14 protein-coding genes and 2 tRNA genes are annotated in these 14946 nt (G+C 69.2%); 13 read left to right on the top strand and 3 right to left on the bottom strand.

Annotation, left to right across the window (positions count from 1 at the left end):
• Window positions 1–64: 64 nt before the first annotated feature.
• A complete protein-coding gene (gene secG, locus DY023_RS14115; RefSeq protein WP_116242970.1) occupies window positions 65–313 on the top strand; it encodes a preprotein translocase subunit SecG in 249 nt (82 codons plus the stop codon).
• Window positions 313–666 carry an RNA polymerase-binding protein RbpA gene (locus tag DY023_RS14110; RefSeq protein WP_116242969.1) on the top strand — a complete coding sequence of 118 codons (354 nt, stop codon included), beginning with the start codon at window positions 313–315 and terminating at the stop codon, window positions 664–666. Before secG ends, DY023_RS14110 begins: the two co-directional genes overlap by 1 nt.
• A 51-nt stretch (window positions 667–717) precedes the next feature.
• Here the strand turns inward: DY023_RS14110 and DY023_RS14105 are convergent, their stop codons facing one another.
• Together DY023_RS14105 and DY023_RS14100 are read right to left on the bottom strand one after the other, a co-directional pair.
• A complete protein-coding gene (locus DY023_RS14105; RefSeq protein WP_116242968.1) occupies window positions 718–1902 on the bottom strand; it encodes a hypothetical protein in 1185 nt (394 codons plus the stop codon).
• Between the two features lie 60 nt (window positions 1903–1962).
• Window positions 1963–2036 (bottom strand) — tRNA-Gly (locus DY023_RS14100).
• An 86-nt stretch (window positions 2037–2122) separates the two neighbouring features.
• Between DY023_RS14100 and DY023_RS14095 the strand changes: the two genes are divergently transcribed.
• From DY023_RS14095 to DY023_RS14055, 9 genes are all read left to right on the top strand, one after another.
• Window positions 2123–2199, top strand: a tRNA-Pro gene (locus DY023_RS14095).
• Window positions 2200–2259: 60 nt separating this feature from the next.
• Window positions 2260–3789 (top strand): trigger factor, encoded by a 1530-nt coding sequence (tig, locus tag DY023_RS14090; protein ID WP_116242967.1) that lies wholly within the window; start codon window positions 2260–2262, stop codon window positions 3787–3789.
• Window positions 3790–3855: 66 nt separating this feature from the next.
• Window positions 3856–4344 carry a tetratricopeptide repeat protein gene (locus DY023_RS14085; RefSeq protein ID WP_116243107.1) on the top strand — a complete coding sequence of 163 codons (489 nt, stop codon included), beginning with the start codon at window positions 3856–3858 and terminating at the stop codon, window positions 4342–4344.
• Between the two features lie 33 nt (window positions 4345–4377).
• The gene (locus DY023_RS14080) at window positions 4378–5016 is read left to right on the top strand and encodes an ATP-dependent Clp protease proteolytic subunit (RefSeq protein WP_281271942.1); all 639 of its coding nucleotides are present in this window, start codon (window positions 4378–4380) and stop codon (window positions 5014–5016) included.
• 16 nt (window positions 5017–5032) lie between these two features.
• Entirely contained in the window at window positions 5033–5674 is a 642-nt protein-coding gene (locus DY023_RS14075) for an ATP-dependent Clp protease proteolytic subunit (protein ID WP_116242965.1), read from the top strand.
• A 189-nt stretch (window positions 5675–5863) separates the two neighbouring features.
• Window positions 5864–6793 (top strand): sugar-binding transcriptional regulator, encoded by a 930-nt coding sequence (locus DY023_RS14070; RefSeq protein ID WP_116242964.1) that lies wholly within the window; start codon window positions 5864–5866, stop codon window positions 6791–6793.
• Window positions 6790–7791: a deoxyribose-phosphate aldolase gene (gene deoC / locus DY023_RS14065; RefSeq protein WP_116242963.1), complete on the top strand. Its 1002-nt coding sequence runs from the start codon at window positions 6790–6792 to the stop codon at window positions 7789–7791. Before DY023_RS14070 ends, deoC begins: the two co-directional genes overlap by 4 nt.
• Window positions 7792–7824: 33 nt before the next feature.
• Window positions 7825–9267, top strand: a complete 1443-nt coding sequence (locus DY023_RS14060) for an aldehyde dehydrogenase family protein (RefSeq protein WP_116242962.1) — start codon at window positions 7825–7827, stop codon at window positions 9265–9267.
• Window positions 9264–10127: an aldehyde dehydrogenase family protein gene (locus tag DY023_RS14055; protein WP_116242961.1), complete on the top strand. Its 864-nt coding sequence runs from the start codon at window positions 9264–9266 to the stop codon at window positions 10125–10127. Before DY023_RS14060 ends, DY023_RS14055 begins: the two co-directional genes overlap by 4 nt.
• Window positions 10128–10195: 68 nt before the next feature.
• On the opposite strand, the gene DY023_RS14050 is transcribed toward DY023_RS14055, so the two are convergent.
• Complete coding sequence (locus DY023_RS14050) at window positions 10196–11368, bottom strand: PucR family transcriptional regulator (protein ID WP_116242960.1); 1173 nt, start codon at window positions 11366–11368, stop codon at window positions 10196–10198.
• 132 nt (window positions 11369–11500) lie between these two features.
• Between DY023_RS14050 and DY023_RS14045 the strand changes: the two genes are divergently transcribed.
• A complete protein-coding gene (locus DY023_RS14045; RefSeq protein ID WP_116242959.1) occupies window positions 11501–13255 on the top strand; it encodes an aldehyde dehydrogenase family protein in 1755 nt (584 codons plus the stop codon).
• Between the two features lie 35 nt (window positions 13256–13290).
• Window positions 13291–14940, top strand: coding sequence for a GMC family oxidoreductase (locus DY023_RS14040; protein WP_116242958.1), 1650 nt, complete (start codon window positions 13291–13293; stop codon window positions 14938–14940).
• Window positions 14941–14946 lie beyond the last annotated feature (6 nt).

Genomic DNA, 14946 nt, shown 5'->3' with positions numbered 1-14946 from the left:
ATGGGCGACCCCGTATAATCGACAGTCATGCGGGCCGTTCGGCCCCGGTGAAAGGCTTCTACCCGTGCAGGTTCTCGAGTTCGTGCTGCAAGTGCTGCTGGGCATCAGCAGTGTTCTGCTGACTCTTCTCATCCTTCTCCACAAGGGCCGCGGTGGCGGCCTGTCCGACATGTTCGGAGGCGGCATGACCGCGGCCGTCGGCTCGTCCGGGCTCGCGGAGCGCAACCTCAACCGCTTCACGATCATCCTCGCCCTGGTGTGGTTCATCTCCATCGTGGCGCTGGGCCTGATCACGAAGGTCGGGGTGGTCTGATGGCCACCGGCGGCAACGCGATCCGCGGGACGCGGGTCGGATCCGGCCCGATGGGGGAGCAGGACCACGGCTACCACGCCGACCGCATCGCGGTCTCGTACTGGGACGGGCTCGGCAACGAGACCGTGCGGTACTTCGCGGCTGGTCTGCCCGAGGAGGAGATCCCGGACATCATCGATCACCCGCACACCGGGCTCCCGGCCGGGCGCGACAAGCAGAACCCGCCGGAGCTGGCGAAGGCCGAGCCGTACAAGACGCACCTCGCCTACGTGAAGGAGCGCCGCACCGACGAAGAGGCCGAGCAGCTTCTCGACGACGCGCTCACCCAGTTGCGGGAGCGCCGCGGCCAGTAACAACCGCTCAGCGCAGAACCCCGGGACCCGAGGTCCCGGGGTTCTGCGCGTTCAGCGGCAGGTCTTCGCGGCGTCCTGCATCGTCTTCGACGGCGTGCCGTAGATGTTCGCGCCGGAGTCGTAGGCGGAGAAGCCCCAGCTCATCGCCCAGGCGGTCGCCCACTGCTCGTTCGCGTCCTGGTCCTCCCAGTCGAACTTGTCGTAGCACTTGGCCGAGATGGCGTGTCCGATCTCATGCGTGACGAGCGCCCTGGTCCATTCGGCGGGCCAGTACCTCGCGATGGAGTTCGTGAGGGTGATGTGGGAGGTTCCGCCGTCGTTGCCGTCCCAGGTCGCCGTGCCTGCGCCGGATTCTCCGGAGCCCTGACCCAGCAGCCTGTCGGTCCAGACGAACTCGAGCAGCACACCGCCGGAGATCGAACGCGCGTACGCCTCGGCCTTGCGCCTGGCCTCGAAGAGCGGGCCGGCCTTCGCGGCCAGCTCGGACTCAGCGGATGCTCGCACCGCGGCGACGGCTTTGTCGAGCCGGAGCAGGCCGGCGGAGGTGCTCGAATCCATGTCCGGACGTGCGGAGCCCACCTCGTCAGCGGCTTTGCGCAGCTCGATGATCGGCGCGAACCGGGCGTCGACGGATGCCTTCTCGATCGCCGGTACGGCTGCGTGGGCGCTGTCGAGAATGCGTCCGCCCAGTTCATCGACGCCGCGGATGCTCCGGCTCAGCGAACGAGCCGTCGCGTCCTGCGTCTCGGTGCGGTCCTCGAGGGCCGAGGTCCGCTCCTGCAGGTCGGATGCCCGGAGGAACAGGTCCCAGGGCATCACGGGCTTCTCGCGCGGCGCAGCCGGCAGATCGAGACCGATCCTCCCCGCATCCGCGTTCTCCTCGGCCAGCTCTGCGGCGCCGGCTGCGAGGGCCGCGCGGTCCTCGTCGCTGAGCAGCTCGGGGGCCGTCACACCGTCCACGGCCTTCGCGGCCGTGGTGGCCTTGTCGGCGTGCTCCATCGTCGCGACGAGCGTGGCCGTCGCCGGCTGGGCGGCGGTGCGCGAGTGCAGGAAGGCCTCCTCGGCGTCGTCATAGGACAGATTCGCCCACAGCTGCACACCGGTGATCACCAGCCCGGCGAACACGATCGCGCCGGTGACCCACAGCCAGGTGTGCCGACGCGGGGAATCGGGTTCCCGAACGGTCGGCGGCTCTGCGGCATCCGTTGCCAGGCGCTCCGGCGCGAACTCGTCCATGGCGAGATCATCCCATGCATATGCGAAAGGCCCCCGCATATTGCGGGGGCCTTTGCGTTCTGGAGGGGATGACGGGAATCGAACCCGCGTAATCAGTTTGGAAGACTGAGGCTCTACCATTGAGCTACATCCCCGGACCGGCTCCACAAGCATAGCGGACGGATCGAGTGCTCCTGTCCGTTAGACTCGTTGAGGCCGTTCCCGCGTGTGCGGGTGTTACCGGGGCGTAGCTCAGCTTGGTAGAGCGCCCGCTTTGGGAGCGGGAGGTCGCAGGTTCAAATCCTGTCGCCCCGACCACGGCCCCCGATACCTCACGGCCGCGCCTCGGCGCGGAAATCACAAGGAGAACGAACCAGCATGGCCAACAGCACCGTCGAGAAGCTGTCCCCGACCCGGGTCAAGCTCACGATCACGGTCACCCCCGAGGACCTCAAGCCCAGCATCGAGCACGCGTACGAGCACATCGCTCAGGACGTGCAGATCCCCGGCTTCCGCAAGGGCAAGGTCCCCGCGCCGATCATCGACCAGCGCATCGGCCGCGGCGCGGTCATCGAGCACGCCGTGAACGAGGCCCTCGACCGCTTCTTCCGTGAGGCCGCCGCCGAGCACTCCGTCCGCATCGTCGGCCGTCCCTCGGCAGACATCACCCAGTGGCCGAACGAGAAGGACTTCTCCGGCGACCTGCTCGTCGACGTCGAGGTCGACGTGCGCCCCGAGATCGAGCTGCCCGACCTGTCCGGCATCACCGTGACCGTCGACGCCGTCGAGACCGACGACGCCGCCGTCGACGCCGAGCTCGACCGTCTGCGCAGCCGCTTCGGCACGCTGATCCCCGTCGACCGCCCGGCCGCCAAGGGCGACTTCGTCGACCTCGACCTGGTTGCGACGATCGACGGCACCGAGATCGACCGCGCCGACGGCGTGTCCTACGAGATCGGCTCCGGCGAGCTGCTCGAGGGCATCGACGAGGCGATCGACTCGCTCACCGCCGGTGAGGACACCACGTTCCGCTCGAAGCTCGTCGGCGGCGACCGCGCCGGCGAAGAGGCCGAGGTCTCCGTGAGCGTCAAGGCCGTGAAGGAGCGCGAGCTGCCCGAGGCCGACGACGACTTCGCGCAGATGGCCAGCGAGTTCGACACCATCGCCGAGCTGCGCGCCAGCCTCGTCGAGCGCGTCTCCGAGCAGGGCCTGTTCACGCAGGGCTCCGCCGCTCGCGACCAGCTCATCGAGACCCTGCTCGAGCAGATCGAGATCCCGGTCCCGGCTCAGCTCATCGAGGACGAGGTGCACAACCACCTCGAGTCCGAGGGTCGTCTCGAGGACGACGAGCACCGTGCCGAGGTCGCCGAGGCCAGCGAGAAGCAGTTCCGCACGCAGGTGCTGCTGGACACCATCGCCGAGGGCTCGGACGTGCAGGTCTCGCAGGAGGAGCTCAGCCAGTACCTCATCCAGTCCGCCGCGCAGTACGGCATGGCTCCGCAGGAGTTCGTCGAGGCTCTGCAGGCCGGCAACCAGCTGCCCGCACTGGTCGGCGAGGTCGCCCGCAACAAGGCCCTGGCGATCGCACTCGGCAAGGTCTCGGTCGTGGACAGCAACGGCAAGGCCGTGGACCTGACCCCGGTCATCGGCGACGACTCCGACGAGGATGCCGCTGAGGAGGCGCCCGTCGAGGAGAAGCCGGCCAAGAAGGCTCCTGCCAAGAAGCCCGCTGCCAAGAAGGCCGCCGAGAAGTCGGACGACGCCGAGGCCCCCGCCAAGAAGGCGCCGGCGAAGAAGGCCGCAGCGAAGAAGGCCGACGACGCCGAGGCTGACGAGAAGCCCGCCCCGAAGACCCGCGCTGCCAAGAAGGCCGCGGAGAAGAAGGACGAGGCCGAGAAGGCCGAGTGATCTCACACAGATCGTGACGAGAGGCGGATGCTGCGGCATCCGCCTCTCGCGTATCCGGAGGACGACATGGATGAGCGGGACGACTGGCAGGACCGCGTGGACGCGGTCTGGGACGACGACGCGCTGTCGGACCGTGAGCGGATCCGCCGGATCGACGCACTCGCGATGGAGCGCGGGATGCACGAGCCGGTCGCGCAGTTCGAACGCGCCGGCGCACGCGACGCGGCAGGTCTCGAGGGGGAGGCGGAGGTCCTCTACCGGCTGGCTCTGAGCGGCGGGCTGGACGAGTCGCGTCGCGCACAGGCGACGATCCAGCTCGCCAGCACCCTGCGCAACCTCGGCAAGGTCGACGAGGCCGTGCGGATGCTGCGTGAGGAGCGTGAGCGAGGGGGAGAGCTGGCGGATGCCGCATCAGCCTTCTACGCGCTCGCCCTGGCCTCGGCGGGCGATGCGACGGGTGCGGCATCCGTCGCGCTGGAGACCCTGGCGCCGCACCTGCCGCAGTATCGGAGGTCGGTGGCCGCCTACGCGCGGGAGCTCGGCGGGGCGCGCTGATATGCCGACGGCGAACAGCGCCTTCGCGCGACGTTGTCGCCGGTAGATTCGAATCACCGAAACACGGAAACAGGAGCTGAAATGGCTGAACCCCTGGTCGCGACGAGTGTCTTCGACAGGCTGCTGAAGGACCGCATCATCTGGCTGGGCTCGGAGGTGCGCGACGAGAACGCGAATGAGATCTGCGCGAAGATCCTCCTTCTCGCCGCTGAGGACCCCGAGAAGGACATCTACCTCTACATCAACTCGCCCGGTGGTTCGATCACCGCGGGCATGGCGATCTACGACACCATGCAGTTCGTGCCGAACGACATCGTGACCGTCGGCATCGGCATGGCCGCGTCGATGGGCCAGCTGCTGCTCACCAGCGGCACCAAGGGCAAGCGCTACATCACTCCGAACGCCCGCGTGCTGCTGCACCAGCCGCACGGCGGCTTCGGCGGAACGGCCAGCGACATCCAGACGCAGGCGCAGCTCATCCTGTCGATGAAGAAGCGCCTCGCTGAGATCACCGCCTCGCAGACCGGCAAGTCTGTCGAGCAGATCAACGAGGATGGCGACCGCGACCGCTGGTTCACTGCGGACGAGGCGCTCGAGTACGGTTTCGTCGACCACATCCGCGAGCACGCCAGTGACGTGCACGGCGGCGGTGGCACCGGTGCGGACAAGTAAGCAGGAGAGCACACACATGTACACACCCACTTTCCGCGCTGCCGGCAACCTTCCCTCCAGCCGCTACGTCCTCCCGCAGTTCGAGGAGCGCACAGCCTACGGCTTCAAGCGCCAGGACCCGTACAACAAGCTGTTCGAGGATCGCGTGATCTTCCTCGGCGTGCAGGTCGACGACGCGTCCGCCGACGACGTCATGGCGCAGCTGCTCGTGCTGGAGAGCCAGGACTCCGAGCGCGACATCACGATGTACATCAACTCGCCCGGTGGTTCCTTCACGGCCATGACCGCGATCTACGACACGATGCAGTACGTCGCGCCGCAGATCCAGACCGTCGTGCTCGGCCAGGCCGCGTCCGCGGCATCGGTGCTGCTCGCCGCCGGTGCGCCGGGCAAGCGCCTCGCGCTGCCCAACGCCCGCGTGCTGATGCACCAGCCGGCGATGGGCGAGGCCGGTCACGGCCAGGCGTCCGACATCGAGATCCAGGCCGCCGAGATCCTGCGCATGCGCACTTGGCTCGAGGAGACCATGGCACGTCACACCGGCCAGCCCGTCGAGAAGGTCAACCGGGACATCGACCGCGACAACATCCTCTCGGCCGAGCAGGCCAAGGAGTACGGCATCGTCGACCAGGTGCTCACCAGCCGCAAGCGCGCCTGAGGCATCCGTTCGCAGGGGCGGTCCGGCAATCGCCGGGCCGCCCTTCGTCGTCCTCGGATGCCGCCGGCGATCCGAACCGGGCCCGGCCGGCGCGGTTGCGCAGGGGAGCGAAGAAGGCTGCTCATCTGAGCACAACGGCGCGCGCAGCGCGCATTCTCAGTACCCTGGATTCCAGGAAGGGAGGATGCCGTGGACGACGAACTGCTGATGGTGCGTGTCGCCGAACTCACCTACGACGAGGGCAAGACCCAGGACGAAGTCGGCGCCCTGCTCGGCATCTCCCGCTGGAAGGCCGGTCGGCTGCTCGTCCAGGCCCGTGAGCGCGGCATCGTGCGCATCGAGATCGTCCATCCGCGCGCCAGGCGGCTCGGGCTGGAGCGCGAGCTCTGCGCGCGGTACGGACTGACCGACGCGATCGTGGCCCCCGCATCCGACGGTCAGGAGCTCGAGCGGGTGGCGCAGGCCGCCGCCGACTACCTGACCGCCCTCCGCCCGGTGCCGCGCACCCTTGCCGTCAGCTGGGGCCGAACCCTGACCGCTGTCGCCGACGCGCTGCCCGAGGGATGGGCCCGCGGCGTCACCGTCGTGCAGACCAACGGGGGAGTGACGGTCAACCGTCGCTCCGGCAACGCCGCGTCGCTGGCATCCACGATCGCCCAGCGCGGCGGCGGACACGCGGTGCTGTTGCCGAGCCCCGCCATCCTCGAGCGCGTCGAGACCAAGCAGGCCATCGAGGCGGACCGCACCGTCGGAGGCATCCTCGACCAGGCTGCGCACGCGCAGACCTATCTCTTCACCGCCGGCGCCTGCGATCCGGCGTCCGCCCACGTCGAGAACGGCTACCTGTCGGAGGGCGACATCGCGGAGCTCTCCCGACGCGGCGCCGTCGGCGACGTGCTCGGGCGCTACATCGACGCCGACGGGAACATCGTCGACCCGCAGCTCGACGAGCGGACCGTCGGCATCGGCCTGGACCGGCTGCGTGCCGCAGACCGGGCGATCTTCGTCTCCGCAGGCGAGACGAAGCACGACATCGCGCGTACAGTCGTCAGCACCGGGCTCTGCACCGTGCTGGTGACCGATGAGACCACTGCCCGAGCCCTCTTGGAGGAGAAGTGACGACTACTGAACTCAGCCGCCGCACGGCTGTCGACGTGCTGGGCGCCGAGCCCGACGACGCCACCCTGCGGCGCTTCCTGCACGGCCTGCCCGGTGTCGACGCCGTCGGCCTGGAGCAGCGCGCGGCGGGCCTCGCGACCCGTTCGATCAAGACCACGTCCAAGGCCTGGGCGCTCGACAAGATCATCTCGCTGATCGACCTGACCACCTTGGAAGGCGCCGACACGGCAGGCAAGGTGCGCTCGCTCGTGTCGAAGGCGAAGACGCCGGATGCCGCTGATCCGAGCACACCGCGTGTGGCGGCGGTGTGCGTGTACGGCGACATGGTCCCGCACGCGGTCGAGGCTCTCGGCGCTGCGCACGGAGACCCCGACGACGGGCTCATCTCGGTCGCCGCCGTGGCGACGGCGTTTCCGTCCGGCCGCGCATCGATGGATGTGAAGCTGGCCGACACCGCCGATGCGGTGGCCGCCGGTGCGGACGAGATCGACATGGTGATCGACCGCGGGGCATTCCTCTCCGGGCACTACGGGCTGGTGTTCGACCAGATCGCCCGGGTGAAGGAGGCCTGCCGCCGCCCGGACGGCAGCTACGCCTCGCTCAAGGTCATCATGGAGACCGGTGAGCTGAACACCTACGACAACATCAAGCGCGCGTCGTGGCTGTCGATCCTCGCAGGCGGCGACTTCATCAAGACATCGACCGGCAAGGTGCAGCCGGCTGCCACACTGCCCACCACGCTGCTCATGCTCGAGACGGTGCGCGACTGGCACCGGGCCACCGGCGAGAAGATCGGCGTCAAGCCGGCCGGCGGCATCCGCTCGTCGAAGGATGCCGTGCGCTACCTCGTCACCGTCGCCGAGACCGCCGGCGAGGAATGGCTGCAGCCGCACCTGTTCCGCTTCGGCGCCTCCAGCCTGCTCAACGACGTGCTGCTGCAGCGTCAGAAGCTCACGACCGGACACTACTCCGGCCCCGACTACGTCACCATCGACTGATACTTCGTCGAGCTCAGCAACCGAGGATTTAATATGTCATTCCTGGAATACGCGCCGGCGCCCGAGTCGAAGGCGATCCTGAACCTGCGCGACAGCTACGGGCTGTTCATCGACGGCGAGTTCACCGACGGGGGCGGCAAGAGCTTCGTCACGATCTCGCCGGCAGATGAGACTCGCATCGCCGAGGTCGCCGCGGCGGACGAGCACGACATCGACCGTGCCGTCGCCGCCGCCCGCCGCGCGTACGAGAAGACCTGGTCGAAGATGAGCGGACGCGACAGGGGCAAGTACCTGTTCCGGATCGCCCGCCTGGTGCAGGAGCGCGCCCGCGAGCTGGCCGTGGCCGAGAGCCTCGACAACGGCAAGCCGATCAAGGAGAGCCGCGACGTCGACGTGCCGCTGGTCGCCTCCTGGTTCTTCTACTACGCGGGCTGGGCCGACAAGCTCGACTACGCGGGCCTCGGTGCGAACCCGAAGGCGCTCGGCGTGGCAGGGCAGATCATCCCGTGGAACTTCCCGCTGCTCATGCTGGCCTGGAAGCTCGCGCCTGCGCTCGCTGCAGGGAACACCGTTGTACTGAAGCCTGCCGAGACCACTCCGCTGACGGCGCTGATCTTCGCTGAGATCCTGCAGCAGGCCGACCTTCCCGCCGGCGTGGTGAACATCGTCACCGGTGCCGGCGCCACCGGAGCGACGCTCGTGCGGCATCCGGATGTCGACAAGGTCGCCTTCACGGGGTCGACCGGTGTCGGCCGCGACATCGCCAAGGCCGTCGCCGGTACGCACAAGAAGGTGACGCTCGAGCTCGGCGGCAAGGCCGCGAACATCGTGTTCGACGATGCGCCGATCGACCAGGCCGTCGAGGGCATCGTCAACGGCATCTTCTTCAACCAGGGCCACGTGTGCTGCGCGGGCAGTCGACTGCTCGTGCAGGAATCCATCCACGACGAGGTCATCGACCGGCTCAAGCACCGGTTGTCCACCCTGCGCCTGGGCGACCCGCTCGACAAGAACACCGACATCGGCGCGATCAACTCCGCCGCCCAGCTGGCCCGCATCCGCGAGCTGAGCGACATCGGCGAGGCCGAGGGCGCCGAGCGCTGGACCGCGGACTGCGCCATCCCCGAGAAGGGCTTCTGGTTCGCCCCGACGATCTTCACCGGCGTCGAGGCGTCTCACCGGATCGCCCGTGACGAGGTCTTCGGCCCCGTTCTTTCGGTGCTGACCTTCCGCACGCCGGCCGAGGCGATCGCCAAGGCCAACAACACGCCCTACGGCCTGTCGGCCGGCATCTGGAGCGACAAGGGCTCCCGCATCCTCGCCGTGGCCGACCGGCTGCGCGCCGGCGTGGTGTGGGCGAACACCTTCAACCGCTTCGACCCGTCGAGTCCGTTCGGCGGTTACAAGGAGTCCGGATACGGCCGCGAGGGCGGCCGGCACGGCCTGACCGCGTACCTGAAGGGAGCAGCGGCATGAGCAAGCGGCTGACGATTCCGAAGACCTACAAGCTGGCCATCGGCGGTGCGTTCCCGCGCAGCGAGTCCGGTCGCACCTACGAGGTGCTCTCGAAGAAGGGCGACTTCCTCGCGAACGCGGCCAAGGCGTCGCGCAAGGACGCCAGGGATGCCGTCGTAGCCGCGCGTGCGGCGGTGAAGGGCTGGTCCGGCGCCACCGCGTACAACCGCGGCCAGGTGCTCTACCGCGTGGCCGAGATCCTCGAGGGTCGCCGTGCCCAGTTCGTGGACGAGATCGCCGCCCAGGAGGGCGTCTCCGCTGCTGCCGCCGGGGCACAGGTCGACGCCGCCATCGACCTGTGGGTCTGGTACGCGGGCTGGTGCGACAAGTACGCGCAGGTCGCCGGCAACGCCAACCCCGTCGCGGGTCCGTACTTCAACATCTCGGTGCCGGAGCCCACGGGCGTCGTGGCGGTCGTGGCACCGCAGGACACCGCGCTGCTCGGGCTGGTCTCGGTGATCGCGCCCGCGCTGGTCACCGGCAACAGCGTCGTGGTGATCGCCAGCGAGCGGCATCCGCTCTCGGCGATCAGCCTCGCCGAGGTGCTCGCGACGAGCGACGTCCCCGGCGGCGTCGTGAACGTGCTGACCGGTTCTCCGGCCGAGATCGCCCCGTGGCTGGCCTCGCATGCCGACGTCAACGCCCTCGACCTGGCGGGCGCCGGCGACCTGAACTGGATCGACCTCGAGATCGATGCGGCGCAGACACTGAAGCGCGTGCTGTCGCCGGTTCCCGGTACGGATGCCGTGGGCGCATCGCTCGAGCGGATCACCGCGTTCGTCGAGACGAAGACGGTCTGGCACACCAAGAGCATGATCTGACGCCCTGCTTCGATCTGCAGTGCAGAGACCCTGCCTGAACGACATTCCGTCAGGCGGGGTCTCGTCGCTCAGGCCAGCAGCCGCACCGCCCGCAGCGCGGCGTACAGCTCTGCCGAGTCCGCCGGGATCGAGACCGATCGGCCGGTGAGCTCGGCTATCCGAGCCAGCCGGTAGCCGACCGTGTTCCGGTGGCAGTGCAGCCGGGCTGCGGCTTCGGCGGTCGAGCCGTTCGCGGCGAACCAGGTCTCCAGGGTGTCCAGCAGCAGATCGCCGTCTGCATGCGCGCGTACAGCGCCGAGCACCTGAGTGCCCAGTTCCTCAGCCGCGCCGGCGCCGGCGGTCAGCAGTACGTCCAGCGGGGCACTGTCGTAGGAGTGCACCCCGATCGCCCGACGCGGCAGGCACGCCAGCGCCAGCCGGGCCTGGTCGAGTGCACGTGCGCCGTTGGCGATCTCCGCGAACGAACGGCTGATCCCGACCCGTGATGCCGCGACGGCGGCCACGACGCGCTCGACCTCGGTGACTTCCTCGGCGGCGCTCAATGCGATCACGCCGACGTGCTCGGTGCTCCATACCGACCAGGCCGAGGCGAGTCCGCGCTGACGCAGACGCTGTTCGATCCCCGGCATCGGATCCGCGCCACTGGGCGTGCGCTCCGCCGCGACGACCGCGTAGCGCCCGCCCTCGGGCAGCCCGAGACCGCGCAGCGCGGCACCGGCATCCCTGGGGGACGTGCTCTCGTCCAGCAGAGCGAGCATCAGAACTCCGCGCCGGTTCTCGTCCTGGCGATCGCGGGCATCGACGACCTCGCGGTAGGCGTCGGCGGCTGCATTGGAGAATCTATCGATCACGCCCCAGACATCCGACGACGCGCGCAGCAGCAACTCGGTGCGATCGGTCGACACCGAGAGCTCGACCACGCGTTCCCAGAGTGTGATCCCGGCGATCCGGTAGGCGTGCAGCAGTCCTTCGAGCGGCACGGAGTGCTCGGCCTTCTCCCGGCCGGCCTCGCGTGCGGCATCCAGCGACTCCTCGCCGCCGGACATCGTATGCAAAAGCGCCTCGACGTTGATCTCGACGATATGGCGCAGCAGCGCGGCCGGGATCTGTGCGCCCGCATACGCATCCTCCTCGGCGAGGATCTGCGCGAGGATGCGGTCAGAGAGCTGGTCGACCGATTCACGCAGCCCGGCGAAGAGGGCGGAGGCGGCGGGAAGGGCGAGAACGGCGCTGTTCGTCATGGCCTGAGTCTAACCCGAGCTGATCCACAGTCGTTGTGCTGGCGCACAATCCACCGGCGTCAAGTCGGGGCGCCCGCACATTGCACGCAGTCTCATGAGCGCTGAGACTGGATTCACGATCAAGGGAGATCCATGAGCACCGTCACACCCGAATCGCCGTCGGCCACAGCGAACCAGGCGCAGCTCGACGACAGCGAGCGCGCCGCGCTCGACGAGGCGATCCGCGTTCTCCGCGCCGGAGAGCAGACCTGGGCCGCGATGCCTCTCGCGGAGCGTGCCGCGTCGCTGATGCAAGTGCACAGTCGTGTCGCCGCCGCATCCGAGGAATGGGCCACGACCGCAGCCCGCATCAAGCGGCTGCCCGCCGACTCGCCGCTGGTCGGGGAGGAGTGGATCTCCGGCCCGTACCCGGTGCTGACCGGACTGGGCGCGCTGGCTGCGTCGCTCAGGGCGATGGCGCAGGGCACGAGCCCGGCCGCCGGTGCGCATCTGCGCAGCGCACCCGGCGGGCGCGTCGCCGTTCCCGTGCTGCCGCACAACGCCTACGAGGCGCTGCTCATGCACGGCTTCCACGCGGAGGTGTGGATGCAGCCGGGAATCTCCGCCGGGCAGGTCGTCGCGGACGCGGGCCTCGCCGCGAAGCATCCGGAGCGCACGGAAGGCATCGGCCTCGTGCTCGGTGCCGGCAACATCACGTCGATCGCGCCTCTCGATGCGCTCTACGAACTGGTGGCGAACAACCGCGTCGTGCTGCTCAAGCTCAATCCCGTGATGCGCGAGCTGGAGAGCGTCTACCGCACGGCCTTCGCACCGCTCATCGACCTCGGCGTGCTGCAGATCGTGCAGGGCGGCGCCGCCGCCGGCGCGTACCTCACCGCGCATCCCGACATCGCCCACATCCACATCACCGGCAGCGCCATCACCCACGACGTGATCGTGTACGGGCCTGGTGAAGAGGGTCGCGCGCGCAAGGCGGCAGGAACGCCACTGCTGGACAAGCCGATCACCAGCGAGCTCGGCGGCGTGGCGCCAGTCATCGTCGTGCCCGGTCAGTGGTCGAAGAAGGATCTCGAGTACCAGGCCGCCCACATCGCCACGATGCGCCTGCACAACGGCGGGTACAACTGCATCGCCGGTCAGGTCGTCATCATCAGCGCGGACTGGACGCAGAAGGAAGAGTTCCTCGCCGCGCTGCGCACCGCGTTCGACAGCGCTCCCGCACGCCCGGCGTGGTACCCCGGCAGCGATGAGCGCTTCGCCGGCGCGCTGGCTTCGTATCCCGGGGCGACGCGGCTCGGCGAGGGGGGTTGCCGCCTGCTGGTCGAGACGGATGCCGCGGATGCCGTGCCTGTGCAGAACACCGAGTACTTCTCCCCGGTGCTCGGCGTCGTGCAGCTGCGCGGCGGCGGCGCACGCTTCCTGGAGGACGCCGTCGTCCATGCCAACGAGAGGCTGACCGGAACTCTCGGCGCGAACGTGCTCGTCGATCCACGGGCCCGCAAAGCCATGGGCGGCCGCTTCGACGAACTGATCGCCGACCTGCGCTACGGAACCGTGGCGATCAACGCATGGACCGGCGTCGGCTTCCTCACGGCGGCCGCGACCTGGGGCGCGTTCCCCGGACACACCCTGGACGACATCCAGTCCGGTCGCGGGGTGGTGCACAACGCCCTGCTGCTGGAGGGCACCGAGCGCACGGTCGTGACCGGACCGTTCCGGCCCTTCCCGCGGTCGGTCATGCATGGCGAGTTCGCGCTGTTCCCGACCCCGCCGTGGTTCGTCACCGCGCGAAGCGCCGCGCTCACCGGCCGCCGGCTCGCCGGCTTCGCCGCGCACCCCAGCTGGGGCGGTATGCCCGCCGTGTTCGCCGCGGCGTTCCGCGCCTGAGCGATCCCCGACATCCGACACGAGGAATGAGAACAATGAACGACAACACCTACGACTACGTCGTCGTCGGCGCAGGTTCTGCAGGAGCGGCGGTGGCGGCCCGGCTCAGTGAGGATCCGGCGGCGCGAGTCCTGCTGCTGGAGGCGGGACCTGAGGACAAGAAGACCGAGGTGCACATCCCGGCCGCCTTCTCCAAGCTGTTCAAGTCCGATGTGGACTGGAACTACGAGACCGAGCCGCAGCCGCTACTCGGCGGGCGTCGCGTGTATTGGCCGCGCGGCAAGGTGCTCGGCGGATCCTCATCGATGAACGCGATGATGTGGGTGCGAGGCTTCCCCGAGGACTACGACGAGTGGGGCGAGGCGGCAGGCGAGGACTGGTCCTGGCAGGGGCTGCGGAAGTACTTCGACCGCGCCGAGAACGTGGACGCGACGATCGCGCGCGACAACGAGACCGAGACCGGCCGCAGCGGAGCGATCCGCATCGAGGAGCAGCGCAGCCCCCGAACGCACACCGAGGCCTTCATCGATGCGGCCGGCCAGACCGGCATCCCGCGTGTGCCTGCGAACGGACGCGACCAGCGGGGCATGAGCCGCACCCTGGTCAGCCAGCGCAAGGGGTCGCGGTTCAGCACCGTCAACGGATACCTGAAGGAGGCGCGCAAGCGCTCGAACCTGACCATCGCGACCGGCGCGCACGCCACCCGCGTGCTGTTCGAGGGCACGACGGCGGCCGGCGTCGAGTACGCCCAGGACGGCGCGATCCGACGGGCGAAGGCGACCCGCGAAGTGGTGCTGTCCGGCGGCGCGATCAACACCCCGCAGCTGCTGCTGCTCTCGGGGATCGGCGACAGCGCACAGCTCGCGCAGCACGGTATCGCCGTCGTCGCGCACAGCCCCGAGGTCGGCAGGAATCTGCGTGACCACCTGCTCACCGGCCTGGCTGTCGGCGCGAAGGACGACACCCTGTACACGGCGGAGAAGCCGGGGCAGCTCGTGAACTACCTGGTGCGGCACCGCGGCATGCTCACCTCCAACGTCGGCGAGGCGTACGGATTCGTGTCCTCGGAGCCAGGCCTCGCGGCGCCTGATCTCGAGCTGATCTTCGCGCCCGTCGCCTTCATCGGCGAGGGCCTCGTCGGTCATGACGGCCACGCCGTCACCGTCGGCGTCATCCTGGTGCGTCCCGAGAGTCACGGCGAGATCACCCTGGCCAGCGCGGATCCGTTCGCGAAGCCGCTGATCGACCCGAAGTACCTGAGCGACCCGGAAGGCCGGGACAGGGCGGCGATCATGGCGGGACTCGCGGTGTGCGAGGACATCCTCGAGGCCCCTGCGCTGAAGAGCAGGACCACGGGCGCGTTCATCCAGCCGGCCGGCGCCGAGCGGATGGAGCGCGCCGAGCGGGACGCCGTCGCCCTCGAGCGGCACTCCCAGACCCTCTACCACCCGGTGGGAACCGCGCGGATGGGGTCGGATGCGGCGTCCGTCGTCGACGAGCGGCTGCGTGTGCGCGGTGTCACCGGACTGAGGGTCGCCGACGCGTCGATCATGCCGTCGATCATCCGCGGCCACACCAACGCGCCGTCGATCGTGATCGGCGAGAAGGCGGCCGACCTGATCCGGGAGGACGCGGCTGCCGCGCCGCAGACCCGCGCCGCCCGGCGCGCGGAGCACGCCGGCTGACGGCCG

Origin of the sequence: Microbacterium bovistercoris (assembly GCF_003387575.1) — a bacterium.
GTDB lineage: Bacteria > Actinomycetota > Actinomycetes > Actinomycetales > Microbacteriaceae > Microbacterium > Microbacterium bovistercoris.
The sequence above is the reverse complement of the archived record's forward strand: the minus strand, read 5'-3'. Positions and strand labels throughout refer to the sequence as shown.